22 protein-coding genes are annotated in these 26502 nt (G+C 62.5%); 9 read left to right on the plus strand and 13 right to left on the minus strand.

The window, feature by feature from the left end; all coding sequences use genetic code 11:
• Complete coding sequence (locus GRAN_RS07515; RefSeq protein WP_128912301.1) at positions 1–585, minus strand: AAA family ATPase; 585 nt, start codon at positions 583–585, stop codon at positions 1–3.
• Positions 586–739: 154 nt separating this feature from the next.
• On the opposite strand from GRAN_RS07515, the gene GRAN_RS07520 reads away from it, so the two are divergent.
• Complete coding sequence (locus GRAN_RS07520; RefSeq protein ID WP_128912302.1) at positions 740–1534, plus strand: gasdermin; 795 nt, start codon at positions 740–742, stop codon at positions 1532–1534.
• Between the two features lie 30 nt (positions 1535–1564).
• A complete protein-coding gene (locus GRAN_RS07525) occupies positions 1565–2989 on the plus strand; it encodes a C25 family cysteine peptidase (protein ID WP_128912303.1) in 1425 nt (474 codons plus the stop codon).
• Positions 2990–3000: 11 nt separating this feature from the next.
• On the opposite strand, the gene GRAN_RS07530 is transcribed toward GRAN_RS07525, so the two are convergent.
• Both GRAN_RS07530 and GRAN_RS07535 read right to left on the minus strand, forming a co-directional pair.
• Positions 3001–3399, minus strand: a complete 399-nt coding sequence (locus GRAN_RS07530; protein WP_128912304.1) for a hypothetical protein — start codon at positions 3397–3399, stop codon at positions 3001–3003.
• Positions 3400–3411: 12 nt separating this feature from the next.
• Positions 3412–5622, minus strand: a complete 2211-nt coding sequence (locus tag GRAN_RS07535) for a serine/threonine-protein kinase (RefSeq protein ID WP_128912305.1) — start codon at positions 5620–5622, stop codon at positions 3412–3414.
• 325 nt (positions 5623–5947) lie between these two features.
• Here GRAN_RS07535 and GRAN_RS07540 point away from each other — a divergent pair, with 325 nt between their 5' ends.
• The 3 genes from GRAN_RS07540 to GRAN_RS07550 are packed head-to-tail and all read left to right on the plus strand — an operon-like array spanning position 5948 to position 11777.
• A complete protein-coding gene (locus GRAN_RS07540; protein WP_128912306.1) occupies positions 5948–7138 on the plus strand; it encodes an efflux RND transporter periplasmic adaptor subunit in 1191 nt (396 codons plus the stop codon).
• A complete protein-coding gene (locus tag GRAN_RS07545; RefSeq protein ID WP_128912307.1) occupies positions 7138–10275 on the plus strand; it encodes an efflux RND transporter permease subunit in 3138 nt (1045 codons plus the stop codon). Before GRAN_RS07540 ends, GRAN_RS07545 begins: the two co-directional genes overlap by 1 nt.
• Positions 10272–11777: a TolC family protein gene (locus GRAN_RS07550; protein WP_241654395.1), complete on the plus strand. Its 1506-nt coding sequence runs from the start codon at positions 10272–10274 to the stop codon at positions 11775–11777. The genes GRAN_RS07545 and GRAN_RS07550 overlap by 4 nt, the downstream gene beginning before the upstream one ends.
• Before the next feature lie 6 nt (positions 11778–11783).
• Here the strand turns inward: GRAN_RS07550 and GRAN_RS07555 are convergent, their stop codons facing one another.
• Complete coding sequence (locus tag GRAN_RS07555; RefSeq protein ID WP_241654396.1) at positions 11784–12218, minus strand: barstar family protein; 435 nt, start codon at positions 12216–12218, stop codon at positions 11784–11786.
• Between the two features lie 14 nt (positions 12219–12232).
• Here GRAN_RS07555 and GRAN_RS07560 point away from each other — a divergent pair, with 14 nt between their 5' ends.
• Genes GRAN_RS07560 through eutC form a run of 3 tightly spaced genes read left to right on the plus strand, consistent with a single transcriptional unit; the run spans position 12233 to position 15499 of the window.
• Positions 12233–13333, plus strand: coding sequence for a Gfo/Idh/MocA family protein (locus GRAN_RS07560; protein ID WP_128912309.1), 1101 nt, complete (start codon positions 12233–12235; stop codon positions 13331–13333).
• Positions 13334–13358: 25 nt separating this feature from the next.
• Entirely contained in the window at positions 13359–14720 is a 1362-nt protein-coding gene (locus GRAN_RS07565) for an ethanolamine ammonia-lyase subunit EutB (protein WP_128912310.1), read from the plus strand.
• Positions 14717–15499 carry an ethanolamine ammonia-lyase subunit EutC gene (gene eutC, locus GRAN_RS07570; RefSeq protein WP_128912311.1) on the plus strand — a complete coding sequence of 261 codons (783 nt, stop codon included), beginning with the start codon at positions 14717–14719 and terminating at the stop codon, positions 15497–15499. Before GRAN_RS07565 ends, eutC begins: the two co-directional genes overlap by 4 nt.
• Here the strand turns inward: eutC and GRAN_RS07575 are convergent.
• From GRAN_RS07575 to GRAN_RS07605, 7 genes are all read right to left on the minus strand, one after another.
• Positions 15432–17018, minus strand: a complete 1587-nt coding sequence (locus GRAN_RS07575) for a hybrid sensor histidine kinase/response regulator (protein ID WP_128912312.1) — start codon at positions 17016–17018, stop codon at positions 15432–15434. The genes eutC and GRAN_RS07575 overlap by 68 nt on opposite strands.
• Positions 17003–17425, minus strand: coding sequence for a response regulator (locus GRAN_RS07580; RefSeq protein WP_128912313.1), 423 nt, complete (start codon positions 17423–17425; stop codon positions 17003–17005). Before GRAN_RS07580 ends, GRAN_RS07575 begins: the two co-directional genes overlap by 16 nt.
• A gap of 5 nt (positions 17426–17430) precedes the next feature.
• On the minus strand, positions 17431–18861 hold the full coding sequence (locus tag GRAN_RS07585; protein ID WP_128912314.1) for a sensor histidine kinase: 1431 nt from the start codon (positions 18859–18861) through the stop codon (positions 17431–17433).
• A 159-nt stretch (positions 18862–19020) separates the two neighbouring features.
• The gene (locus GRAN_RS07590) at positions 19021–20130 is read right to left on the minus strand and encodes a nucleoside hydrolase (RefSeq protein ID WP_241654397.1); all 1110 of its coding nucleotides are present in this window, start codon (positions 20128–20130) and stop codon (positions 19021–19023) included.
• A 216-nt stretch (positions 20131–20346) separates the two neighbouring features.
• On the minus strand, positions 20347–21270 hold the full coding sequence (gene rbsK / locus GRAN_RS07595) for a ribokinase (protein WP_128912315.1): 924 nt from the start codon (positions 21268–21270) through the stop codon (positions 20347–20349).
• 71 nt (positions 21271–21341) lie between these two features.
• Positions 21342–22319: a GRP family sugar transporter gene (locus tag GRAN_RS07600; protein ID WP_128912316.1), complete on the minus strand. Its 978-nt coding sequence runs from the start codon at positions 22317–22319 to the stop codon at positions 21342–21344.
• A gap of 62 nt (positions 22320–22381) precedes the next feature.
• The gene (locus tag GRAN_RS07605) at positions 22382–23422 is read right to left on the minus strand and encodes a LacI family DNA-binding transcriptional regulator (RefSeq protein WP_128912317.1); all 1041 of its coding nucleotides are present in this window, start codon (positions 23420–23422) and stop codon (positions 22382–22384) included.
• 199 nt (positions 23423–23621) lie between these two features.
• Between GRAN_RS07605 and GRAN_RS07610 the strand changes: the two genes are divergently transcribed.
• Complete coding sequence (locus tag GRAN_RS07610) at positions 23622–24740, plus strand: D-alanine--D-alanine ligase family protein (protein WP_128912318.1); 1119 nt, start codon at positions 23622–23624, stop codon at positions 24738–24740.
• On the opposite strand, the gene GRAN_RS07615 is transcribed toward GRAN_RS07610, so the two are convergent.
• Together GRAN_RS07615 and ilvA are read right to left on the minus strand one after the other, a co-directional pair.
• Positions 24737–25156 (minus strand): VOC family protein, encoded by a 420-nt coding sequence (locus GRAN_RS07615; RefSeq protein ID WP_128912319.1) that lies wholly within the window; start codon positions 25154–25156, stop codon positions 24737–24739. The genes GRAN_RS07610 and GRAN_RS07615 overlap by 4 nt on opposite strands.
• A gap of 101 nt (positions 25157–25257) precedes the next feature.
• Positions 25258–26466 carry a threonine ammonia-lyase gene (gene ilvA, locus GRAN_RS07620; protein WP_128912320.1) on the minus strand — a complete coding sequence of 403 codons (1209 nt, stop codon included), beginning with the start codon at positions 26464–26466 and terminating at the stop codon, positions 25258–25260.
• Between the last annotated feature and the right edge of the window lie 36 nt (positions 26467–26502).

The raw sequence follows: 26502 nt of genomic DNA on the forward strand, positions 1-26502 counted from the left end.
TCACCATCTTTCATCAACCTTGGCACCGGCAAGCTTGCGAAGATAGTTACCCCACTTCGGATCGTAGCCCGGCATACGGTTCTCCAGCTTCGCTCCATCGTTCCACCAGTGGGCTACCGTCCGGCCCATGCTCGATCCGCGCCGCGTATGCAGGTCGACCATGAAGTCTTCCACCTCTACCTTGCGCTCGCCGCGTTCGACCACCTCGCGCGTCCAACCCGAGAGCTCCATCGACATGTTGTCCTTCGGCGCCGTCGCAAGCAGGCGCACGGCGTGCGCGCAGTAGATCCAGCGATCGCCGGGATCGACCATGCGCCCAGCCTGCAGATAGAGCGCGTTGATAATCGACGGAGCGGCCGGCATCCCGAGCCCGACATCTTCGGTCGCGATGATCTCAAGCCTCCGCCATAGCACCTCTTCCGCCTCCGCTCCCGAGGCAAAGAACTCATAGGCTGCAATAGCAGCCTCTTCCACGCGCCCGCGGCGAATGCTCTTCTGGAGCACCGAGCGGAGTTCGTCGATGGGGAAGCCGTGAATGCTTGTTGTGCGACTCCAAACGTCTTTGCTTTGATAGTTCTCTGACATCTTCGTTCCCTTGTCCGCTGGATTGGTTTGGGCCTCGGCCCATCCCTTGCATCATAGCGGCATCGTCTGCCGAGACTGATTTAACTGAGTATTCCGGTGCGCCGATTTGGTGTACGCTTTGCGAGCAGCCCATCTCGCTCTCAAGGCCGGATCGATGAAGAAGACGGACCCGAGCATCACATATCTCAACAGCTACGGATATAACGTCGTCAAAATGCCGCGTGCGGGGATCGAGGTGATGGACCTGGTCGGACGGGACGAAACGACCCAGATCATCGGGCCCATCAGCGCCATCTGGACGAGCACTGAGCCTGCACCCGTGCCTTCACCTCCACGCGCTATGCCGAATGTGAACGGCCAGAAGACCGACTCGCTCGACCTCTCGCTCGGACTCGATGTGCTCGCCGGAGCCCTGCAGGCGCTCGGCGCTTCCGCCCCATCGCTCAAGCTCGCCTTCCATAGCGCGCGCAGCGTCCAGTTCGCCTATACCGGTGTGACGCTCACGACAATCCAGACGGTCGAGGCCGGGAACTACCTCACCGAAGGAACGCTCAAGACGGATAACCCGGTCGTAAGAAATTACTTCTTCAATCCGGATTCCCACGCCTACCTGATCACGTCAGTCCTCAAGTCCGCGTCCATTTCGGTTTCGGCGACGGATGCCAACGGAACCGACGTCGGAATCGACGTACCCGCGATCCAGGGAGCAGTCGGGGCCACAATCAAGGTCGCGCCAACCAACTCTTCGAACTCCACGCTTACCTTCACCGGTCCCGACGCGGTCACCTTCGGCTTCGTCGTGCAGGAGATCACCCGCGACGGCGACCAGTGGAATCTCCACGGCGTGAATCCATCGGGAAAGATCGCCTTCGCCGTCGGCCCCAATGCTCCCGCCGACGCCCCGAAGCCGATCATCTTTTCGTCACCGGAGTGTCGCATCGATATCTAACGTATCCCGGGCCCAGCAAAGGATTGCCTTATGACCTCCAATGCGTTCCCTATGCCTCTCTGCGTTCGCGCCGCCACCTCCCGGGTACGTCCGCCGCTCACAGATGCGGACGTTCCCCACCTGCCACCCGATCTGCCCAACGCGGACAAGCGCAAGAAATCCGGCAAGATCCTTGGTACCGACTCCAGCGTTCCGAATCCGCAGGACCTGACCATGGCTGGGTGGGGCATCATCTTCGCCACCAACCCACAGGCCGAACTCATCAAGGCGCAGCTCCAACCGCTGATCGATCTTCGCCGATCGCAGGTGCAGTCGGCCGATCTCTTCCGGATCTTCGAAGGCCCTCAGAACGGCGTCACGCCGAACCTCACCGCGGAGGCCTGGGCCTATAGCCGAGGGGTCACACTGAACGCACCCGTCCACCCCAGGGGCAAGGTGCCGTACTACCTTCTTCTCGTCGGCTCCCCGCAGGACATCTCCTTCGAGTTCCAGAACAAGCTCAAGATGCAATGGGCGGTCGGCCGTCTGTACTTCAACGATATCGCCGACTACGGCCGCTACGCCGCCAGCATCGTCCAGTACGAATCTGAGTCCTTCACCCCCGCGCAGGCAAAGAAGGCGGCATGCTGGATGACCCGCAATCCGAAGGACCAGCCCACCGACCTTCTCTCGAGCACACTCAAGCAAGCCTTCGACAATCCAGATCCAGGCGAAGCTCTCGGCGCTTCCCGTTCCTTCCCTGTCGACTACTACGTATCGGCCCAGGCCACCAAGCCACAGCTTCAGAAACTGCTCTCCGGCGGTCCGCAGAGCCCCGCCATCCTCTTCACCGGATCGCACGGCGCCGACTACTGGGGAGCGGTCCCGGAAATCCAGCGCAGGATGCAAGGGTCCCTCATCACGCAGGAGTGGTCAGACGGCGCTGCCCTCGACTCTTCTAACTCCTTCTCGGCCGATGACGTCCCGGCAACCGCGAACCTCCAGGGAGCGATGGTCTTCCTCTTCGCCTGTTATAGCGGAGGATGTCCCGCCTTCGATAGCTACACCCGCAACGAAGACGGTTCGCTCGTTCGCATCGCCGACGAGGACATGATCTCGCGGCTACCGCAGACGCTTCTTGCCAAAGGAGCCCTCGCCGTTCTAGGGCACGTCGACATCGCGCACTGCGACTCGTTCCTCACCACCGATGACACCCCACAAACGCAGGTCATCGCTTCCCCTCTCGAATACCTGATGGACGGCATGAGAGTCGGCCGCGCCGCGGACTCCCTTACGAGCGTCTGGACATCCTTAAGCGCATCCGCCGGGTCGGCGAAGCCCCCCACCGGAACGACTGCAGCCGCTGCCCAGAAACGTGCTGCGTATGCCCGCCTCGTCGTCTCCCGCGACGATCTGAAAAACTTCATCCTCTTGGGCGACCCTGCGGCGCGCCTCAAGGTAGAGAAGTTCGCCTGAGCAAATCTGCCTTAGGGTTTGACGGTCTTTGCGTTGTTTCCCCTGCTTCCGCCGAATGGTATTGGAAGCCCGGCGTCTCCAGAGCTCAACATCCGGGTGATTTCGAGATAGGAAGAAGCCGGCGCCGTGAAATGCGGCTTGCCCTCATTCTCTCCACTAACCAGGATCTGATACATACCCTCTTCCGACGACGTAAAGGTGTATGTCACCTCGGTGGTGCCGCTCAGCACAAAGGTGCTCTCCGGTGCGGGGGAGAGTATCTTGGCCAGGTCGGCCGAAAAGTAGAGGACAGCCGTGCCGTCACCCTCGATCGCAAGATGAATCCCATCTCCGCTCACCACGTGAACGGACGAGACACTTGGGGTTGGAACTACTTCATCAGTGGCGAAGAGGATCGTCGTCGTAGCCATGGTGTGACGACGTTATGCCCTTTTTTTCGGGGTGTCCACAGCATTCTTGCTCTTTGCGTCCGCGAGAATTCCGGTAAAGGCAGGATCTTTTCTAAGTCCCGCGAGATAAGGATCGCGCTCAAAATCCGCGACATACGCGCCACGTGCCAGCGCCTTCGCTATAAGCCGCATCGCAGTGTCCCGCTGACCGAGTATCTCGTACGTCGCCCCGGCGCGGTAGTCGATATTGGGATCATCGCTAGAAAGTGTCAGCGTCTGCCGCAGGAGCACAGCGCTTCGATCCTTCTCGCCAAGCCATGCGTACGCATCGGCGAGCAGTACAAGCAGTTCCGGGTTATTCGGTTCCTTTTTTCTCGCCTCTTCCGCCGTCGTGACCGCCTTCCGAAAAGCTTCCATGGCTTTTTCGTGACCGTCGGGTGTCATCAGATAAGCGCCACCCAGATCGCCCCAGATCCGGTAGTCATTCGGACTTAACCCCGCGGCCTTCTTACCTGTGGTGACCGCTTCTCCATACTTACCCTGAAGGACAAGAAGTTCGCCGAGTAACTCGTACGTACCAGCATTCGGCTCAATCGCCAACGACCGTTCGAGGCTGGCGCGTGCCTCATCCAGCTTGTTCCTGCGCATCGCAACAAGCCCAAGGTCGTAGTAAGCGGTGGCGTTATCCTTCGCCAGGTCCGCGCTCTTTTTGTACTCCTGTGCCGCCTCATCCAGCCGCCCGGCCTTCAGATAAAGTCCACCCAGATTCATCGCCCAGCGCCAATCATCGGGCGCAAGATCCGCTGCCTTCTGCATCGAGGCAAGCGCATCGTCGCCGCGTCCCTCGGCGTCGTATACCTCCGACAGCGCACGGTACGCATCGGCATTGCGCTTGTCGATCGACATCGCCTTCTGCGCCTGCTGCATCGCAAGCGCGTTCTGACCTTCCATCGCCGCGATTCTGGCCAAGGTGACGTAGGGGGGAGCGATATTCGGATCCAGTTGAATCGCCCGGCTCGTCGCGGCCTTCGCCATCTCGAGAAGCCTCGGATCATCGCTGCCGCGGTACTGAATGAAGTAAGCGGTGCCCAAACCAGCCTGCGCAAGCGCATAGTTGGGATTCGCAGCCAGCAGAGCCTGAAACTCCTTCACCGCCTCGACCGTGTTCGCTTCCTGATACGACCTCAGCAGAAGCCCCTCCGCTCTCTGGTAGAGGTCGTCATCGCTCACCGAAGTTCCGGCCGACGCAGGCGAGGATCGTCTGCTTCCTTCAAACTTCCAGGCCCCGCCAGCGATCAGAAGAAGCAAGACCCCCGCCCCGGCAAAGACAGCCACCCTCGCCCTCTTCTTCGGAGGAATGACTTCGGAGGAGGCTGACGTCGCGCCGGAGCCAAGAGTCTCGGCCAGCGCCTCGGCCAACCGCCCCGCGCTCGAAAACCGCCTCGACGGATCGGACTCCATCGCGGTGTTCACTACGCGCAGAAAGCCCTCCGGCAGATCCGAACGCACATCCACCAGCGGTGTCCGCTTCCGCAGCGCAGCCTTCATCTGCTCAAGACTCAGGCCAGTCAGCTTTGCAGGATGCGTGCCTGAAACGAGAAAGTAAAGCAGCACGCCGATCGCGTATACGTCGGTCGCCGCGCTCGGCGGGCTCCCCACGAATAACTCCGGAGCCATGTAGTTTGGCGTACCCGCAAGATTTGCCGCTCTCTGTGGCAGCGCACTTAGCCCAAAGTCCATCAGCAGGATGCGGCCACCTTCCTCGCGCATCACGTTCTCCGCCTTGATGTCCCTGTGGAGAATTCCAGCCCGATGCACGGCGCTCAACGCCTTCGTGACATCCAGCCCGATCAGCGCCGCCTCGCGGTAGCCAAACGGCCCCTGATCGCCGAGCAGAACCGACAGTGTTTTCCCCCGCACAAAGTCCGTCCAGAACCCCACGCGGCCATCGTGCCGGTCGATCCCGTATACATGCACGATATTCGGATGCTGCACCGACGCCAGCGCGCGGGCCTCCCGGAGCATCATCTGGTATTCCTGGTCACCTCCCACGACTCCTGGCAACAAAAGCTTCAGCGCCACCTCGCGCCGCAGGTGCGGATCCCACGCCCGATACACCTCCCCAAATCCTCCATGACCCACCCGCGCCAGCAGCTCAAATCCGCCCCACTTCCGGCTCGCCGCCGAAACAGACGCCGTGCTCGAAGGTTCAGTCGGAAGAGGAAGGGTTGGTTCTTCGTTCATGGCGATCCGCAGGTGCCTTCGAGTATAGGACCACTCCACGGACAGGACAGCGACTCATTCCGTCGGACCGCCTTGTTGGCAAAGGACATTGACCCGCGGCTCTCACGGAACTTCGAAGGCACTTGGAACGTCAGTAGAAATGCGCGCGAACGGGCAAACGAAAGGGCAGACGATCCCGGCTCCCGCTTCGCTCGCTGGAACGTCCTTAAAGAATTGAGAATTTCTGAAACCAGGGAACGTCGAATCAGCAGATTACGGGTTCCACGGAAAAGCCGGGCTGCGACAAGGCATACCCGCGCGTGAAAGACAGGATAAGCTGAGTTTAATGGCACAGATGGGAAGCACCCCGATTCGACCACACGGTTTCTTCCTCACACTGCGTCCCGTGCTTTGCGTGGCGACGCTCGGCCTGCTCCTAGCCGGCTGTCAAAAGCACGAGGAGGCGAACCGCGAATCCGCCGAGGCGCCTCCCTCCGCTCCTTCCGTCGTCCCCAGCGGCGAGGCCGGCCTCGTCAAGGTTGATCAGCCTCAGCAGTTCCCCCTCACGACTGCCATCACCCGCCAGTCGGTCAGCACGTTGAACGTCACCGGCCAGGTTTCGCCGGACGTCTCCCGCGAGCTACCCGTCCTTTCGCTGGCCAACGGTCGCGTAGTCGCGCTCCACGTCGGTCTCGGTGACTACGTCCACAAGGGCCAGCTCGTGATGGAGGTACAGAGCCCCGATATCTCGACCGCCTTCGCCGGATACCTCAAGGCCGTTAACGACGAGCGCCTGACCAAGGTCGTTCTTGATCGCGACAAGCTCCTCTTCGATAAGGGAGCCATCGCCCAGAGCCAGCTCGAAATCGCCCAGAACGGCGAAGACGATGCCAGGACGGCCCTCGTAGCAGCCGAACAACAACTTCGCATCCTCGGCGTCGACAAGGATCACCCCGGCGACACGGTCCGGGTCTATGCCCCCGCCTCCGGCGTCATCATCTCGCAGAACGTCACTGCGGCCGGTGCAGCCGGGATCACCTTTGCCGGGGCCGCAGGCTCGCTCACGATCGCCGACCTCTCGCACGTCTGGGTCGTCTGCGATGTCTACGAGAACGACCTCGCTACCGTCCACCTGGGTGAAGCTGCCGAGATCCGTCTCTCCGCCTTTCCGGGCAAAGTCCTCACCGGCACAGTCAGCGACATCGGCGCGGTCCTCGATCCCGCGATCCGGACCGCGAAGGTCCGCATCCAGGTCCAGAACCCCGGCAGCCTGCTTCGCATCGGCATGTTCGCCACCGCCACCTTCCATGGCTCGAAGGCCGAGATGAAGGTGGCGGTTCCCGCCGCCGCCGTGCTCCACCTGCACGACCGCGAGTACGTCTTCGAGCCCGGCGGATCGGCGGGAACCTTCCGGCGCGTCCAGATCAAGGCAGGCGCCCCCCTCGACGGCAACATGCTCGAAGTATCGAGCGGCCTCGCCTCCGGCGCCCAGGTCGTCTCGAACGCTCTGGATCTGCAGAACACGGCGGCACAGTAATGATCCGGAAGATCGTCGATTTCGCGCTCAACAACCGCTTCATCATCCTGATCATCGCCGTCCTTCTCTTTGGCTGGGGCGCGATCTCGTTCCACAACCTCCCCGTTGAGGCCTACCCCGACGTCGCCAACAACTACGTCACGGTCATCACCCAGTGGCCCGGACGCGCGGCCGAAGAGGTCGAGCAGCAAGTCACGGTTCCCCTCGAGATCGGCATGGCGGGCATTCCGCACATGACCCACCTGCGCTCTACCTCGCTCGCAGGTCTCTCCAGCCTGACGATGATCTTCGACGACGAGAGCGAAAACGATTGGAACCGCGAGAAGGTCCTGGAACGCCTCTCGCAAGTAACCCTCCCGAACGGTCTTCAACCCCAGATCGGTACCGACTGGAGTCCCGTCGGCCAGATCTTCTGGTACACCCTCGAAAGCTCAAACCCCGCCTACGACACCATGGCGCTCAAGGGCCTCGAGGACTGGACCCTCGAACGCCAGTTCCGCAGCGTTCCCGGTGTCGTCGACGTGGCGAGCTTCGGGGGCGTCACCCGCGAGTATCAGGTCATTCTCGACCCAGAGAAGCTCATCCAGTACGGCCTTACCGTCGGCCAGGTCAAACAGCAGTTGATCGCCAACAACGTCAACGCCGGTGGAAGCTTCATCGAGACCGGCCAACAGCAGATCAACGTCCGGGAAGTCGGCCTCTTCCGCAACGTGGACGACATCGCCCAAACGGTCCTTAAGAGCCAGAACGGCACCGCCCTCCGCGTCAGCGACGTCGCCACCGTTGTGCAGGGACCAAAGATTCGCCTCGGCCAGATCGGCCGCACCATCCGCCGCCAGGACGGCAAGTACGACGACAACCAGGACGCCGTGGAAGGCACCCTGCTCCTGCAAAAAGGCGACAACTCCGACGAGACACTCGAGGCCATCCACGCCAAGGTCAAGGAACTGAACGAGCACGTCCTTCCCAAGGGCGTGAAGGTTGTTCCGTTCCTCGATCGCAGCGACCTCCTGCATCTGACGACCCACACCGTCCTGCACAACCTGACCGAGGGCATCATCCTCGTCGTCATCATCCTCTTCGTCTTCCTCGGCAACCTGCGCGGTGCGCTCATCGTCGCCTTGACGATTCCGTTTTCGCTCCTGTTCGCTTCGATCTGCCTCGATCTCCGCCACATCCCGGCCAACCTGCTCTCCCTCGGCGCGCTCGACTTCGGCATGGTCGTCGACGGTGCGGTCGTCATGATCGAAAACATCGTCCGCCACCTGAGCCACGGACGCCGCGAAGACATGACCCCGATGCAGCAGATCCGCGAAGCCGCCTACGAAGTCCAGCGGCCCGTCTTCTACGCCATCGGCATCATCATCACGGCCTATTTGCCCATCTTCACTCTGCAATCGGTCGAAGGCCGTCTCTTCAAGCCAATGTCGTGGACGGTCGCCTTCGCTCTCCTCGGCGCACTTATCTTCTCGATCATCCTCGCCCCCGTGCTCGCCAGCTTCCTCTTCCGCAAGGGCACCACCGAGTGGGAGAACCCAGTTCTTCGCTGGATCACGAACGGCTACCGTCACTCCGCCCAATGGGCGATCGAGCACCGCCCCGTTACCTTCGGCGTCGCCATTGCGGCCTTCGCGGCGACCGTCTATCTCGGAACCTCCGGCATCGTCGGCTCCGAGTTCCTTCCGCATCTCGACGAGGGCGCGATCTGGGTCCGCGGAACCCTCGCCCCAAGCACCGGCCCCACCGAGAGCCGCGAAGTGGCCAATCACGCTCGCGTCGTCCTCGCATCGTTTCCCGAGGTCAAACAAGTCGTCAGCCAGATTGGCCGGCCCGACGACGGAACCGACACCACCGGCTTCTTCAACACGGAATATTTCGTCGACCTGAAGCCCAAAGCCGAGTGGCGCCCAGTCTTCAAGGAGAACAAGGAAGAGCTGATCGGCGCGATGAATCGCGAACTGGATAAAGCCCCAGGAGTCATCTGGAACTTCTCTCAGCCGATCTCGGACAACGTGGAAGAGGCCGTCAGCGGCGTCAAGGGCGAACTCGCCGTCAAGCTCTACGGCACCGACCTCAAGACCCTCGAAGCCAAGGGCGACGAGATCGTCAACGTGATGCAGAACATCAAGGGCGTCGCCGATCTCGGGCTCTTCCGCGTGATCGGCCAGCCCAACCTGAACTTCACCGTCGATCGCCAGGCCGCCGCCCGCTTCGGCATCAATGTCTCCGACATCCAGGACGCCATCGAATCGGCCGTCGGAGGTGCTGCCGTCACCCAGGTCCTCGAAGGCGATGCTCGCTACGACGTCACCCCGCGCTACAGCCCCTCGTACCGCAACACTCCCGAATCCATCGCCAACATCCGCATCCTCTCGCCCACCGGCGAACGCGTCTCCCTCGCCCAGGTCACCACGCAGCACATCGAAGATGGGGCCGAGCAGATCGGGCGCGAAGGCGGCCTCCGCTACGTCGCCATCAAGTACAGCGTGCGCAATCGCGACCTCGGCAGCACCGTCGAAGAGGCCATCGCCAAGGTCGGGAAACAGGTCCAACTTCCCCCGGGATACAAGATCGATTGGGCGGGCGAATATGAGAGCCAGAAACGGAGCTCGCGCCGCCTCATGATCGTCCTACCCCTCACGATCATGTTGATCTTCCTGATCCTCTACACCATGTTCAGCTCCTTCAAGTGGGCGATCCTCATCCTCGCGAACGTGGCGATGGCGCCCTTTGGCGGCATGCTCGCACTTCTGCTAAGCCATACCCACTTCAGCGTCTCGTCGGGCGTCGGTTTCCTCGCGCTCTTCGGCGTCTCGGTCCAGACCGGCATCATCATGCTCGAGTACATCAACCAGATGCGAGCCAGCGGCTTCAGCGTCGAGCAGGCCGCCATCGAAGGCGCGGTGCTCCGCCTGCGTCCCATCATGATGACCATGCTGGTAGCGACCCTCGGCCTCCTCCCCGCAGCTACCTCCCATGGCATCGGGTCCGACTCGCAGCGTCCCTTCGCTATCGTCATTGTTGGGGGCCTGGTCGGCGCGCTGCTCATCAGCGTCTTCCTTCTGCCCACCCTGTATGTCTGGATCGCGCGCGACACCGACGTCCTTCCCGCGCCGAACACGGAGTTTGAGCATTGAGACCGCAATCGACTAACCCAACCCGGTTCGGCAAAGCCGCGCTCCTTGCCCTTCTGACCCTCACGCCACACGCCGCGATCCTGGCCCAAGCGGGCGGTGGTGCAGGCAGCGGGACCGGAGCCGGAGCCGCCGGTGGAAGCGCCGCCGGATCGCCTGGAGCCTCGGGCGCAGCCTCACGCGGAGCCGCCGCCGACCGGTCCGGCTCGGACCAGGGCACACCCGCCCAGACCAGCGGTTCGCAGTCCAACGGTACCGCCCAGAGCCCCGCAGCCGCCTACGCCGCCGGAGCCAGCCTCGGCCCAGACCCGCGCAAGCCTCCCGTCTCCAGGCCCGGAGCCTTCACCCTCCAGCAGATCATCGCCATGGCTCAGGATCACAATCCGACGCTCCTCGCCGCCCAGGCCAATCTCCGGGCCGTCCGAGCCCAGGAGGTCCAGGCGGCCGTCCGCGCCAACCCCTACCTCACCATCTACGGCACCGACGTCACCCTCCCCGCAGAAGGCTCCGCCAACCCCTACTCCTACAGCGCCCAGGTCTCACGCCTCTTTGAGCGCGGTGAGAAGCGCCGTTGGCGCATCGATGCTGCCAAAGCCACCACCGGTCAAACCCAGGCACAGCTCGAAGACACTGTCCGGCAAACCGTCCTCACCATTAAGCAGGCCTTCACCAAGATGCTGGTAGCCAAGGAAGCGCTCGAGCTCGCCAACGCCAGCCTCAAGGACTATCGCCACGAAGTCGAGATCAGCCTCGATCGCTACAAAGCCGGAGACCTCGGCAAGCTCGACTACGAGCGCCTCGACCTCCAACTCGGCAGCTTCGAATCGGACGCCGCCAACAACGAGATCACCGTCCTCCAGGCCAGCGACCAGCTCCAGACCCTTATCGGCGTCGAAACCCCGGTCGAAGACTTCGACATCGCCGGCGACATCGTCCCACCCATCGTTTCGGGAACCCGCGCCGCCCTCATCCAGCAGGCCCTCGCGAAACGTCCAGACCTCGCAGCAGCCCAGGCCGCCGTCGGAGCCGCCGAAGCCAACGCCCGCCTCGCCGTCGCCAACGGAACCACCGACCCAACCCTCGAAGGCGAGTACGACCGCGCCGGCACCGACAACTCAGCCGGCTTCTCCGTCAACATTCCCTTGCGCCTCTTCGACCGCAACCACGGCAACAAGCAGACCGCCCGCTACCAGGCCGACGCCTCCCGCCTCTCGCAGACCGCCGCCCGCAACCAGGTCCTCTCCGACGTCGACCAGGCATGGGTCGGCTATACCCGCGCCAAGGCCCTCTCCGACCGTTTCAGCAAGCACTACCTCGACGAGTCGAAGGACATCCTCTCCATCGCGCAGTTCTCCTTCGAGCACGGCGGCCTCGCCCTCATCGACTATCTCGACGCCCTCCGCGACGCCCGCTCCTCCACCTCCGACGCCCTGAACGCCTTCGCCACCACATGGAACGCCATCCACCAGCTCTCCGCCGCGACCGCTACCAACGTCGCGCCGTAGACGTTCTCAGTTATGGAAGCTGAGTGTTAGGACGGAAGAGCTTCCAGTCTCAATGCGCCGCCAATTCACGAAGGCAGTGCATTCGAGAAGAGCTATGTACTGCTCCGGGCATCGTTGTGCGAACGACTTTACATTTTCAAGTTGCACCGTGAGAACAGAGCCGGGTTCGCAGTGAACCCCGGACATGCCATCTGCAGGAACATCCAGCGAGGTAAGACAGTCGATCCAGGCATCCATGTTCTTGCCATAAAAATCAGGGAAGCCGAAGACCCGGGCGAACTCCTCATGAAAGGACAGCCAGTCTTGGATATTTTCGCAATTCAGCGAGATTCTTGAGGTCAACATCGTGCTCTCCGAAATGTGGTGCTCTTGAAGCATAGCTTCGCTTGGGTTTATGGAGAGCGAGCAGACAACGCCTCGCAGAGAGTCTATGGAGCCCATATAAACTTCTACCCATGGAATCCCCGAACGCCGAGCGTTACCGCCAGGCCGTAGCATCCGCCGCGCCACCCCGCCCGAAGACTCCACGCCCCATCGTCACCATCGGCTCGGGCGGCATCATCCGCGACGCGCATCTCCCCGCCTACGCCAAGGCCGGCTTCCCCGTCATCGCGCTCTCCGACCGCACCCCCGGCGTCGCCGCCAAGCTAGCCGCCGAAGCCGGCATCGCCCGATCCTTCGATTCCGTAGAAGCCGCCATCGCCTTCGCCCCGAAGGACGCCGTCTTCGACATCGCCGTCCCCGCCTCGCAGATTCAGCACATCCTGCCGCTCCTCCCCAAAGGCGCCGCCGTCCTCATCCAGAAGCCCATGGGCGACACCCTCGAGCAGGCCCGTACCATTCGCGACCTCTGCCGCAACCGTGGCCTCACTGCCGCCGTGAACTTCCAGCTTCGCTACGCCCCCAACAACCTCGGAGCCGTCGCCCTCGCCAAAGCGGGCCTGCTCGGCGAGATCCACGACATGGAAGTCCAGGTCCGCGTCTACATGCCGTGGAAGCTCTGGACCTTCCTCTCGACCGCCCCACGCCTCGAGATCCTCTACCACTCCATCCACTACCTCGACCTCATCCGCTCCTGGCTCGGCAACCCCGTCGGCGTCTACGCCCGCACCGTCCGCAACCCGCAGACCCCCACCCTGGCCGCCACCAAGTCCACCATCCTCCTCGACTACGGCGACTGGAAGCGCGTCTTCGTCGTCACCAACCACGGCCACGATCTCGCCGACACGTCGCAGCGCAGCTTCGTCCAGTGGGAGGGAACCGGCGGAGCTATCCGCATGGACATGGGCGTCAACCTCGACTATCCCACCGGCCGCTCCGACACCCTCTCCTACATCGAACGCGACTCCCCCACGAAGCAGTGGCATGACCTCCCGGTGAGCGGAAACTGGTTCCCCGACGCCTTCATGGGCTCCATGGGTGCCCTCCAGGCCTACGTTGAAGGCTCCGCCCCCGACCTGCCCACCGGCTTCGAGTCGGCCTACGAGACCATGGCGCTGGTCGAAGCTGCCTACGAATCAAGTGCACTCCCGACCCATCCTCTGCTTATTGATTAGCCGCCATCTGCTAGCGTAGACACCAATGCCCCACACCCACACCGTCGGCAGTGTCCGCTACACCTTCGACACCCTGGCCGACCTGCTCGCAAAGGCGACCCCGGCCCGCTCAGGCGACCAACTCGCCGGCCTCGCCGCCGAATCCGCCCAGCAGCGCGTTGCCGCCCAGATGGCCCTCGCCGACCTGCCACTATCTCACTTCCTCGAAAACCCCGTCATCCCCTATGAGAACGACGAGGTCACCCGGCTCATCCTCGACACTGCCCACACCCCTGAAGCCGTCGCCGCCTTCTCCCCTATCGCGAGCCTCACCGTAGGCGAGTTCCGCGACTTCCTCCTCTCGGACGACGCCACGCCCGGCCGCCTCGCCCCCCTCGCGCCGGGACTCATGCCCGAGATCGCCGCCGCCGTCTCGAAGCTCATGCGCCTGCAGGACCTAGTTCTCGTCGCCCGCAAGATCCACGTCGTCACCCGCTTCCGCACCACCGTCGGCCTGCCCGGACGCCTCTCCACCCGCCTCCAGCCAAACCACCCCACCGACGATCCCGAGGGCATCGCCGCCAGCATGCTCGACGGCCTCCTCCTCGGCTCCGGAGATGCCGTCATCGGCATCAACCCTGTCTCCGACAACGTCGAATCCACCACCACACTCCTCCGCCTCATCGACCGCGCCCGCGAGCGCTTCGCCATCCCCACGCAAAGCTGCGTCCTCGCCCACATCACCACGCAGATGCAGGCCATCGAGCAGGGTGCCCCGCTCGACCTCCTCTTCCAGTCGATCGGCGGCACCGAGGCCACGAACACCAGCTTCGGCGTTAGCCTTTCGCTCCTCGAAGAAGGCCACCAGATGGCCCGCGCCCTCAACCGCGTTCCCGATTCCAAAGCCAACATCATGTACTTCGAGACCGGCCAGGGAAGCTCCCTCTCGGCCAACGCCCACCATGGTGTCGACCAGCAGACCCTCGAAGCCCGCGCCTACGCCGTCGCTCGCCACTTCAAGCCCATGCTCGTTAACACCGTGGTCGGCTTCATCGGCCCCGAGTACCTCTACGACGGCAAGCAGATCCTCCGCGCCGGCCTCGAAGACCACTTCTGCGGCAAGCTCCTCGGCCTCCCCATGGGCTGCGACATCTGCTACACCAACCACGCTGAGGCCGACCAGGACGACATGGACGCCCTCCTCGTCATGCTCGGAACCGCTGGCGTGAACTACATCATGGGCGTCCCCGGAGCCGACGACATCATGCTCAACTACCAGAGCACCTCGTTCCACGACGCCCTTACCCTCCGCAAGTTGCTCAACCTCCGGCCCGCCCCTGAATTCGAGCAGTGGCTCGAAAGCGGACGCCTCCCCCAGCTTTCGGTCCAGGCACTCCTCAGCGCATGAGCGACCTGACGCGCCCCGGCCGTAGCCTCCGCGACCTCACCCCCGCCCGCATCTCCCTCGGTCGAACCGGCTCAAGCCTCACCACCGCCGAGCTTCTCGACTTCTCCCTCTCCCACGCCCAGGCCCGTGACGCCGTCCACGCAACCCTCAGCCTGCCCACGCTCCTCGAGGAGCTGACCCGTCGTGGCCTCAAACCGATAGCCGTAAGATCCGCCGCGCCAGACCGTCCCACCTACCTCCGCCGCCCCGACCTCGGACGCAAGCTGAGCGAAACCTCAACCACACGCCTAGGCGAGGTCTCACCGACAGTGACCCCAAGCCTCGCCTTTATCCTGGCCGACGGCCTCTCCGCGCTGGCGGTCGATCGCCACGCCATCCCCCTGATCGACGCGCTCCTTCCTCACCTGAACGAGCACTTCGCCTTCACTCCAGTCGTCATCGCCGAGCAAGCGCGCGTAGCCCTCGGAGACGAGATCGCCCCGCTCCTCCACGCTCAACTCACGATCATGCTCATCGGCGAGCGCCCCGGCCTCAGTTCACCCGACTCCCTCGGGGCCTACATCACCTGGCATCCGCGCCCCGGACGCACCGACGCCGAGCGCAACTGCATCTCCAACATCCGCACCCAGGGCCTCGACTACGCCACCGCCGCCGCGAAGATCGCCTATCTCTGCCTCACTGCCCAGAGACTCGGTTTTACCGGAACGCAACTCAAAGAGGCTGCTCCTGACCCGCAACAACTTCTTCCGTCGGCGCGACGGCCGCCTGAGCTGGGATAAACAAGGAAAACACCGTTCCGCCTGAACAACCCGGACGCCTCTCCCGGCTCCTCACCCGCATCGTCCCCTGGTGCTTTTCCATAATCTCGATCGACACCCAAAGCCCAAGCCCCGTCCCCGTAATCCCCTTCGTCGAGAAGAAGGGCTCGAAGATTCGCTTCAGCGTCTCGTTGCCAATCCCCGTCCCATTGTCCGCAACCGAGATCCGCACGCCCGTCTGCCCTGTCGCCCAGTTCCGGCCGTTCGACGTCTTGAGCCGAAGCTGCCCGCCCTCAGGCAATGCATCGATCGCGTTTCCGATCAGATTCACGAGCACCTGCCGAATCTCGCCATCATGGACCAGGATCTTGGGAATATCCCCGAACTCACGGATCACCTCGACCTGCATCCGCTTGACCCGGGAATCGAGCAGGGTCATCACCGTCCCGATCAACTCGTGCACATCCGTCTGCGCCGTCTGGGTCGAGCGCCGGTAGAACCGCAGTGTCTGCACCGTGATCTGCGCCACCCTGTCCAGTTCCTTCTGCGCAAGCTCCAGGAAGTTCCGCGCATCTTCCGGAAGCTCCGAGTTCCCTACAAGGTAGAGGCAATTCGTGATCGCCTCGAGCGGATTATTGATCTCGTGCGCGATCGACGCCGCGAGACGCCCCGCGACGGTCAGCTTCTCGGTCCGCCGCAGGATCTCCTCACTCTTCTTCTGCATCGTCAGGTCAGCGATAAACGCCGCGATCTGCCGATCTTCATCCGGCGACTCGGGATTCAGCAGTGCGACGCCGATCAGCACATCGATCGTCTGCCCGCTCGCCGAAAGACACGTCGCTTCGAAAGGCTCCCCCGCGATCCGCTGCATATCGAAGCTGCCGTCTGGATTCGTCCCGGCTAGAGGCCGAGGCTCGACAAGCAACGGACAGATTGCCGCAAGCGTCACCTCACCCGACAGCATCGATCCGTTCGGATATCCAAGCAGCCTCTCCACCGCTCCATTCGCATAGACGATTCGCCCAGACACATCGCTGATCAGAAGTCCGAGCGGCATCGCCTCCACCAGCCGGTGGAATCGCGCCTCCGCCTCCCGCAGCGCGCGTTCCGCAGCAATCCGGTTGCGCCGCGCCGCGGCCTCGCGGAGCTCGCGTTCCAAAGCGGGAACCAGTCGCGCCAGGTTCTGCTTCGTCACATAGTCCTGCGCCCCGGCGCGCATCGATTCGACCGCCGTCTCCTCCGAGATCGCGCCCGACATCATGATGAACGGAACATCAAGCCCCGCGTTCTTGAGAAGTTGCAACGCAGCAGGGCCGCTGAAATGAGGAAGGTTGTAGTCGGCAAAGACAATGTCAGGCGGCTCCAGCGCCGCGCCGTCGCCGGAAAAAAGCGCGTCCACCATCTCCGTCTCGGTCTCAACCCGCACCAGCGTCACGGCAAAACCATGTCGCCGCAGATGACGCTCCAAGAGGAACGCGTCGTCAGGGTTGTCTTCGACGAGGAGAACCTTAAGCTGGCGGAGTTCTAGCTCGGGGGACATTCGTTGAGCACCAGCCAGTACATGCCGAGCTGACGAGTGGCTTCCGCGAAGTCATTGAAGTTGACCGGCTTGCGGATATAACTGTTGACCCCGAGTTGATAACTCCGGACAACATCACGTTCCTCATCCGACGAGGTCAGCACGACGACCGGAAGCATCTTCGTCTCCGGCGTCTCACGGATCCTGCGGAGCACCTCAAGTCCTTCCACCTTCGGCAGCTTCAAATCCAGAAGAATCACCTGCGGCTTGATCGGGGTCGGTCCAAAAAGCAACTCGAGCGCCTCCGCACCATCCCGCGCCACCGAAACCTCATTCGCAATGTTCGACTTCTTCAAGGCGCGAATCGTCAGAAGCTCGTGATCCGGGTCGTCTTCGACCAAAAGAATAAGCCGTGTCGCGTCTGCCATGGGAGCTATCCTAACGTAAACCAAAAGGTCGCGCCATGATCGACGACGCCCTCGGCCCAAATCGAACCATGGTGCCGGCGAATCACGCGCGCAACCGTTGCAAGCCCAATTCCGGAACCTTTGAAGTCCTTGTCGCCATGCAGCCGGTTGAAGGCGTTGAACAGCTTATCGGCATAGAACATGTCGAACCCAGCTCCGTTATCTTTCACAAACCACGCGCTCTTCGCCGCATCCCAGCCGAACACGATCGTCGCATGCGGCACCTTCGCCGAGAACTTCACCGCGTTCCCAAGCAGATTCTCAAGCGCCACCTGCAAAAGCTTCGGGTCGGCCTCGCCCCGAAGCCCATCTTCCACCTCAAAGTCGATGTTCCGTTCCGGGTTCTCTTCCTTCAGATTCCCAACGATCACCTTTGCCATGGCGCTCAGATCCACTTCAGACCGAACGATCTCCGCCCGCGTGATCCGCGAAAGCTGCAGAAGCGCATCGATGAGCTGCCCCATCCGCTGCACACCGTTCCTCACCCGTCGCACATAGTCGCGTCCGGTCGCGTCGATCAACTCGGCGTAGTCTTCTTCGAGCGCGAGGCTGAACCCGTCGATCGTTCTCAGCGGGGCCCGCAGATCATGCGAGACCGAATAACTGAACGCCTCGAGCTCCCGGTTCGTCGTCTCCAGCTCCGCCGTTCGCAGCCGCACCCGCTCCTCAAGCGTCTGGTTCAGCAACGTCACCTCCGCGGCGTTCCGCTCCACCTCTTCTCGAGACTTCGCAAGCGCCACCGCCGCCGCCTCCGATGCCATCCTCTGTGCCCGCTCGCTCGCGAAATACCGGAACATCAGCACGATCAGCATGAAGTCCAGCGCGCTTGCAATCCCGAGAGTAAACCGCGCCCGGCGGCTACTGTTCGCTGTCTGCGCCGTCCGGATCACCAGCAGCCTGCGCTCTTCAGACTCCATGGAATCGGCGATGTCCCGCAGATGATCCATCTCCACCTTGCCTGTGCCGCTCAGCACGAGGGCCTGCACACTATCCCTGTCGCCCGACTGGCGTTGAACAATGCCCTGCGCCAGAAGGGTGAGTCTCTGGTTCAGAACAGCCCGCATCTCAGTCAGCCGCTTCCCTTGGCTCGGGTTGTCGGCCGTCAACTTCCCGAAGGTGTCCAGCTCCCCTGGCAACTCCTTCAGCGCCGACAAATAGGGGGCCAGATAGCTCGCGTCCTCGGTGATCAGAAAGCCCCGGTTCCCCGTCTCGGCGTCCTTCGCCGAACTCATGATCAGTTCCACCTGGTAGATCACCTGCCAGGTATGCTGCACCCAGGACTCGCTGCTAACCAGAACCTCAACTGCCCTAAATGCAAAAAATGCGTTCAAAGCCACTACGGCGAGCGCCGCGAAGAGCAGGAGCGGAACGATGAAACGGTTTGACTTCGGCGGCATAATCCGCCAATTGTAAAGTGCGATCGCCTCCGCCTCCGCTCATCCCGGCAATCTCTCTCGGAACCAATTCCCCAAAGTAGGCCATCGCCCGACCGAAATCCATCGAGTACGGAAATGGGCCGCAACCAAGCTCGATTCGCTCAAGCATTCCACTGCCGCCTATTTTGCGGGAAGCGCCACGGCATCTCTGGCCTTGGGCGTAGGAGACGTAAACAGCGCCGTCAAATCCTTCTCCAGACGCGGTGCATCGACATCGATCTGCGCGTGCACCTTCTGCAGCGTCAACGCCGGCTTATCCGAGTCCGAATAGATCATCGTGTCGCCGTAGTCGGAACCGTGGCTCAGGCTCACATCGATATAAACGTTCCGCTCATGCACCGTGATCGCCGGGTCGAGCCACGTCGCCGCCGCAAGCTCATCCCACGCATAGCCCGACACGCTTCCCTGCTGCGTGTACTTCACCAAATACTTCGCCGCGTTCGCATTGGACGCCGTCATGTTCTTCAGAACGCCATCGAGATGCGTCTGGATCGAAGCGTCGATCGTCGTGATCGTAATCTTCGGCCACGGCGCCGTAAGAGCAATATGCGCCGCCTCCGGATCGAACCAGAAGTTGAACTCATGCCGTGGCGCATTCACCCACTCCGGAGCCTCCGTGTGAGGATTCACGCTCCCGCCCATGATGATCAGCTCCTGCGCCGACTCCGCGAAGTGCGGATCGAGCCGGATCGCCAACGCGATATTCGTCAGCGGTCCCGCCCCGTAGATCGTCACCTGGTGTGGATGAAGATGCACCATCCGGACCATAAAGTGCGCCGCGTCCTCATCCGAAGCCTTTGTCGCCGGCAAGCCTTCCGCGGGCGTCCCAACCTCATCCCAGCGCATCTTGTTCTCTTCGCTCCACGCACCCATCCACGTCACCTTGCCGTACATCTGCAAGGCAAGCCGCGTCCACTCCTGCGTCCTTACCAGCGGAAACGCGGCTCCCGGATGCACTTTCACATCTGTCCGGCCCATGAACTCCAGCAGCCGAAGCGTATGCGCCACCTCAAGGTCCCGCCAGCTGTCTCCCGACACAACCGTGATCCCGAGCAGATCCACTTTCGGAGACTGGAGAAATACCAGCAGCGAAGCCATATCCGACCCACCCGGCCCCGACGCATCCTGATCCGCGATCACCATCCGCGGCGCATCCTGCGATTCCGCGACACCAGAGCAAGAAAGCAGCGCGGACAAGAGAGCAGGGGCAACCAGGGCGTTCAGGCGCAAGAGAGATCCTCCATGACGTTGGGCTTCAGCAGAAAGCGGGATAACCCAAGTCTAGAACAAGTGCTCTTTCACGTCGGCTCAACCGTTGCCGTCTCAAGAAACCGAGCTTTAGGTTGACCATCCCAGACGCCCGGGTGCCCCATCCTCACCGACAGTTCCATCGTCGGTGAGGATGGGACGACGAACGCCCAATGGCCTGCTTCACCTGCCGACTCGTCAGGCAAACTCCAGCCGAAACGCCTCCAGCTCCTTCAGCGTAGGCAGCGAAGGAATCGCCCCAGCCCGCGTCACCGACAGCGACGCCGCCGCCACGCCGAACCGTACCGCCTCCAGCGCATCCGCGCCCCGCATCAAGGCCGCCGCGAACGCCCCGTTCAGCGCATCCCCCGCCGCTGTCGAATCTACCGGCTTTACCTTGATCGCCGGCACGAGTTCTCGCACTCCCGAAGCAGTCGCCAGGTAAGCTCCACGCTCTCCAAGCTTCAACACCACATTCTTCGGGCCAAGCCCCAAAAGCCTCTCCGCAAAACCACGAACCTCATCATCCGAAGGAACCGTTCCACCCAGCAGAAGCGCGGCCTCGGTCTCATTCGGAGTGATCCAGTCAATCTTCGCCAGCAACTCCGCCGGCAGCGCTCGCGCCGGAGCCGGATCCAGCACTACCGGCACACCCGCCTCCGAAGCGACGGCAACCGTGGCCTCCAGCGCCTCCAGCGGGGTCTCAAGCTGCGTCAACACGACGCCGGCTCCCGCAATCCGCTCCCGGCTTGCAGACACATCCTCCGCACAAAGCCGCCCATTCGAACCTGGGATGACCACGATGCTGTTATGCCCCTCGTCCGTCACCAGGATCACCGCGACCCCCGAAGGTCCGGCCGCCGGGGTCATCCCCTCCGTCCCGACGCCTTTCTCCCGCAGCGTTGCCAACAACCCGGTCTCGAACCCGTCCGTCCCGTGCCGCCCCACCATGTGAACGCGACCGCCAAGCAGAGCCGCCGCCACTGCCTGGTTTGCGCCCTTACCGCCGATAAACCTCTGGAAGTCCGTCCCCGTAATCGTCTCCCCCACCTGCGGGTTCCGGGGGACCCGGGCCACCATGTCCAAATTCAAACTACCAACGACAACAATCTCTTTGCTCATAGTAGTAAGTGCTCTTCTTTGGAATTTGTCACAACCAATGGAACAAACTTCATCTGCAACAAGGCACGATCTTAGTGCCAGGTTGGCGCCAACGCAATCATTCCTAGTCCCGCGATGAAGAAAAGAAACATGATCACCAGCAGTCGTCCCGTCCCGGCTGGAGCCGAACGGAACTCCCGCCAGATAAACACGCCCCAGGCCGCCGAGACCATCGTCGCTCCCTGTCCAAGCGCATACGACACCGCTGGGCCCACCATCTGCGCGCGAGAAGCCGCCAGATTGAACTGCAGCCCGCACCCCCAGATCAGTCCCCCCACGATCCCCCAGACATGCCAACTCGCCAGCGCCCCCGTGTAGTTCGAGAACGCCACCGGCTCGCCAACGAACGGCCTCCGCATCAGCCAGATGTTGAACGGAATCGCGCAAAGCCCAAGCCCCACCGCAAAGAAAGGCACCACCGTATATGCCCCGAGCGCCCCCGGTCCCTGCATCGCCTTCGTCAGAATCGGATAAAACCCACCCATCAGCAGGCCGCCCACGAGGCTGATCACAATTCCAAGTCGCGAGATCGCGGGCTTCGCCCGTTCCCGCTTCCGGTACGCCACCGCATCCACCAGGATCGCGATCACCACCAACGCCACCCCGCCAAAGAGAAGCAGAGGATTAGCCGCCGGAGCCAGGAAGTAGTTCAGCAACACACCGACGACTAGCGCCAGCCCGATCCCAACCGGAAACGCCACCGCCAATCCCGCCAGGTCGATCGCCACCACGATCAACTGGTTCGCCGCGTTGAACACGATCCCTGCCAGGATCGCCAACAGCATCGCCGCGCCCGAGGCCGCGCCCAGCCCGTGCAGAAACTCTTCACCACCGCCCGGCCCAAGCCCCCATAGAAACGACCCAAGCAAAACCCCAATCACGTAGTCCCAGTAAAACGACTGGAACTTCCAGCCCGGCGTCAGCTTCAGCGTGTTCGCCCACGAGCCCCAGCAGAGCATGCTGCCGAACAGGAAGACGAGTTGTGCTGCATACGTCGATGGCAGATACACGGTGTCGTTCTCCTCTACCCTGCTTGAAACCTTTCAACAGATAGTCGTGCGTCTCCCGCCTGTCAAGACTCCACCGCGACCAACGTCGCACGACGACGCCGAACCTCGCCCGAAGGCGCGAGCGCGCGCACGGAGTTCCGCTCGCGCAACTCCGTCGCCAGCACCGTATGCTCCGGCGGCTCCTCGCCTCCACGAACTCGCGTCAGCAATAAGCTGCACGCCGTCGCACCCATCTGGTACCCGGGTTGGAACACAGTCGTTAAAGAAGGTTCCGAAAGACTGGCAAAGTCCAGATCATCAAATCCGACGATCGACACATCCTCCGGACACCGCAGCTTCAAACGCCGCGCCGCCGCCAGCGCACCCGACGCCAGCAGGTCGCTTCCCGCAAAGATCGCCGTCGGCCTCGGCGCCAGTTGCAGAAGCTCCAGCGCCGCGACACACCCCGCCTCGGCCGAGAACGGTGCCGCCCTCAGATACTCCCGCTTCAGCCGAATGCCTGAAGCCACCAGCGCCCGCCGGAATCCCTGGATCCGGTCGTGCGACGAGCTGATCTGCATGGGCCCACCGATCGCCGCCAGAACCCTATGCCCCATCCGGACAAGATGTTCACCAACCCGGAACCCGCCCTCCTCGTTGTCCGCGACGACCGTATCGCCCGCCCACCATTTCGGCCGACGGTCCACGATCACCACCGGCAGATGGCTGTCGGCAATCTCCTGCTGCAGCATGCTCTCTACCGAGGGAATCACGATAATTCCCGCCGGTTGAAACGCTCGCAGGTCCTTGAAATAAATCTGCTCCTTGATCGGATCGTTATCCGCGTTGCACAGGATGAGCCGGAATCCCTCGCGAAACGCCACATCCTCCGCACCGCGCACCACGCTCGGAAAAAATGGGTTCGTGATATCCGGAATGATGACCCCAAGCAGATCCGTCGTCTTCTTCCGCAGTCCACGCGCAAGTTGGCTAGGCTGATACCCAAGGCTACGAATAACCTCTTCGACCCGCAGCCTGCGCTCATCCCTCACCTTCCCAGGGTTATTCAGCACGTGCGACACCGTGCCGACGGAAACCCCGGCCCTCGCTGCAATCTCCTTCACGGTAAAAGCCTTCTTCAGAGCTCTTCCACCTCTCTCACACCGGTCGGACTCCATGGCCGATCATCTCTCCAGACGGAAACTACACCGGCGCATGGAATCCGACACGCCCCATCCGTGCGGGACCGGGTATCGACTCTGGTTCTTTCCATGCCACCGCGAACGATTTGCAGCCAGAATATGTCGGACACTCGAAGATGACATGAAGAAGAAACTACGCATCGGCATCCTCTTCGGAGGCCGCTCCGGCGAGCACGAAGTCTCTCTCCGCTCCGGAGCATCCATCCTGCACGCGATCGACCGCAAGAAGTACGAGATCGTCCCCCTCGGTATCACCCGCGAAGGCCGCTGGCTCGGCCCCGCCGAAGCCCAGCATCTCCTCACCCCCGGAGCCCCCTCGCAAGCCGCCGAGACCGCCATCCAGATCAACGCCAGCGCCGACCTCATCCAGCAATCCGGCTCCCTCACCTCGTCGCTCGACGTGATCTTCCCTGTTCTTCACGGCACCTTCGGCGAGGACGGCACCATTCAGGGCCTCCTCGAGCTGGCCGAACTAGCCTACGTCGGCTCCGGCGTACTCGGTTCCGCCGCCGGCATGGACAAGGACGTCATGAAGAAGCTCTTCGCCGCCGCCGGGCTCCCCCAGACCCCGCACGTCACCCTCCTCCGCACCGAGTGGCGCACCGACCCCAAGCGCTGCCGCAAGCAGATCGAAAAATCCCTGAAGTATCCCCTATTCGTAAAACCCGCGAACCTGGGCTCCAGCGTAGGCATCTCCAAGGTCCACGACCGCTCGGAGTTAGCCGCCGCCATGGACCTCGCCGCCTCGTTCGACCGCAAGCTCGTCATCGAGCAGGGAGTCGGCGGTCCCGGCGTCAAACCCCGCGAGCTCGAAGTCGCCGTCCTCGGCAACGACACCCCGGAAGCCTCCGTCGTCGGCGAGATCGTCCCCAACAAGGAGTTCTACGACTACGAGAGCAAGTACGCCGACTCCCCCGAAGACCCGTCCATCCCCATCATCCCCGCCGAACTCACCGCCTCGCAGTCCAAACAAATCCGCGCTATGGCCATCGAAGCCTTCCGCGCCTGCGACTGCTCCGGCCTCGCCCGCGTTGACTTCCTCATGGAACCCGCCGCCAAGGGCAAAAAAGCCGCGATCTACCTGAACGAGATCAACACCATGCCCGGCTTCACCAGCATCTCCATGTACCCCAAACTCTGGGAAGCCAGCGGCCTACCCTACAAAAACCTCATCGACCGTCTCATCGCCCTCGCCCTCGAGCGTAGCGAAGAACGCAAGCAAACCAACTTCACCCTCTAAGCCGCATTCTGGGTGACCTGGGCCTGTACTTCCCACGTCACCCCAAACTGATCCACCACGATCCCATACCGCTCCGCCCAGAAGGTCTCCGCAAGCGCCATCTTGACCGTCCCACCTTGCCCCAGCGCCGCAAAGACCTCTTCGGCCCTCCCCACACTCTCCACCTTGAGCAACATCTGAAACCCGCCAATCCGCTCATACTCAAGCGGAGGCGTGTCCACACCCATGACGAGGGAACCTCCGAGATCAAGCGTCGCGTGACAGACTTTCCCACGCCAATCCTCGCCAACCATGCCCGCAATCGGCGACTCTCCCCACGTCAGCAGGGTCGTGATCGTGCCCCCGAGGCATCGCTCATAGAACCGGAAGGCCGTCTCGCACGTCCCCGGAAATCCAAGATGTACCGTGATCTCCATCGGGACAACTCTACCTTGCGCCAAGTGGAGACGATCTACTGCAGGAATGAAGGGCAGCGCCGCCAGGCGGGCCTTCTACTCCCTATTCCTACCCCCCGCCTCTAAAACACCCGGCTGTACCGATACCCCCCAGCCGTCATAGCCTCCTGCAACTCCACCACCTGCTGCGGCCCCCTCGTCTCGAGCGTGATATCGATCGTGGTATCCCCAAGATTGACCCCGTAATAAGCCCGGTTATAGAGCGTATCGACAATATTTGCCCGATAACTGGCAATCAGCTTCGTCAACTCCGATAGCGCTCCCGGCTTGTCCAGCAGATGAATCCGCAGCCGGATCAGCCTTCCATCCTGCACCAAACCGCGCTCGATGATCCGCGCCAGCAGCGTGACATCGATATTTCCGCCGCATACCAGCACCGCCGTATGCTCCGCCTTCAGGCTCGTCCGCTTCTGCAACAGCGCGGCAAGCGCGGTCGCACCCGCCCCTTCAGCAAGCGTCTTCTCCCGTTCCAGAAGCATAAGAATCGCCGAAGCAATCTCGTCCTCCTCCACGGTCACAATCTCATCGACATACTTCTTGACCACGGGATAGGTCACATCTCCCGCCCGCCGCACCGCGATACCATCCCCGATCGTCGTCGCCGGGTCGAGCGTCACCGGCCCACCCTCGCGCACCGCCGCCAGCATCGACGGCAGCCGTGCCGTCTGCACCCCGATCACTTTGATATCCGGTCGTGACTCCTTCACCGCGCACGCAATCCCCCCGATCAGCCCACCACCGCCAATCGGCACCACCACGGCCTCAAGCTTCGGAATCTGCTCCAACAATTCCAGCCCGATCGTCCCCTGCCCAGCCATCACGATCGCATCGTCGAACGGATGAATAAACGTCATCCCCTCGGCCTTGCAGATCCGCGTCGCCTCCTCGCATGCCTCGTCGTAGTTGGCCCCGAAAAGAACGACCTCTGCCCCAAACCCACGCGTAGCCGTCACCTTCACCAACGGTGTAGGCAGAGGCATCACGATGATCGACCGAATCCCCCGCTTCGTCGCGTGGTAAGCCACGCCCTGCGCATGATTCCCGGCGCTCGCCGCCACCACGCCGTTCGCCGCCTCTTCCGGAGTCAGCATCGCAATCCGGTTCAGCGCCCCGCGCTCTTTGAACGACCCCGTCATCTGCAGGTTCTCGAGCTTCAAATAAACCTGCTGCCCCGTCAACTCCGAAAGCACCACCGAATGCGCGCACGGCGACAGGTAAACCGACTCCCTCACCCGTTCGCGCGCAGCCAATACATCCGCCAAACCGATCATCGTTCCCATCCAACTAGACTATCGCGGCAGCCACTC

Origin of the sequence: Granulicella sibirica, from assembly GCF_004115155.1 — a bacterium.
GTDB classification, from domain to species: domain Bacteria; phylum Acidobacteriota; class Terriglobia; order Terriglobales; family Acidobacteriaceae; genus Edaphobacter; species Edaphobacter sibiricus.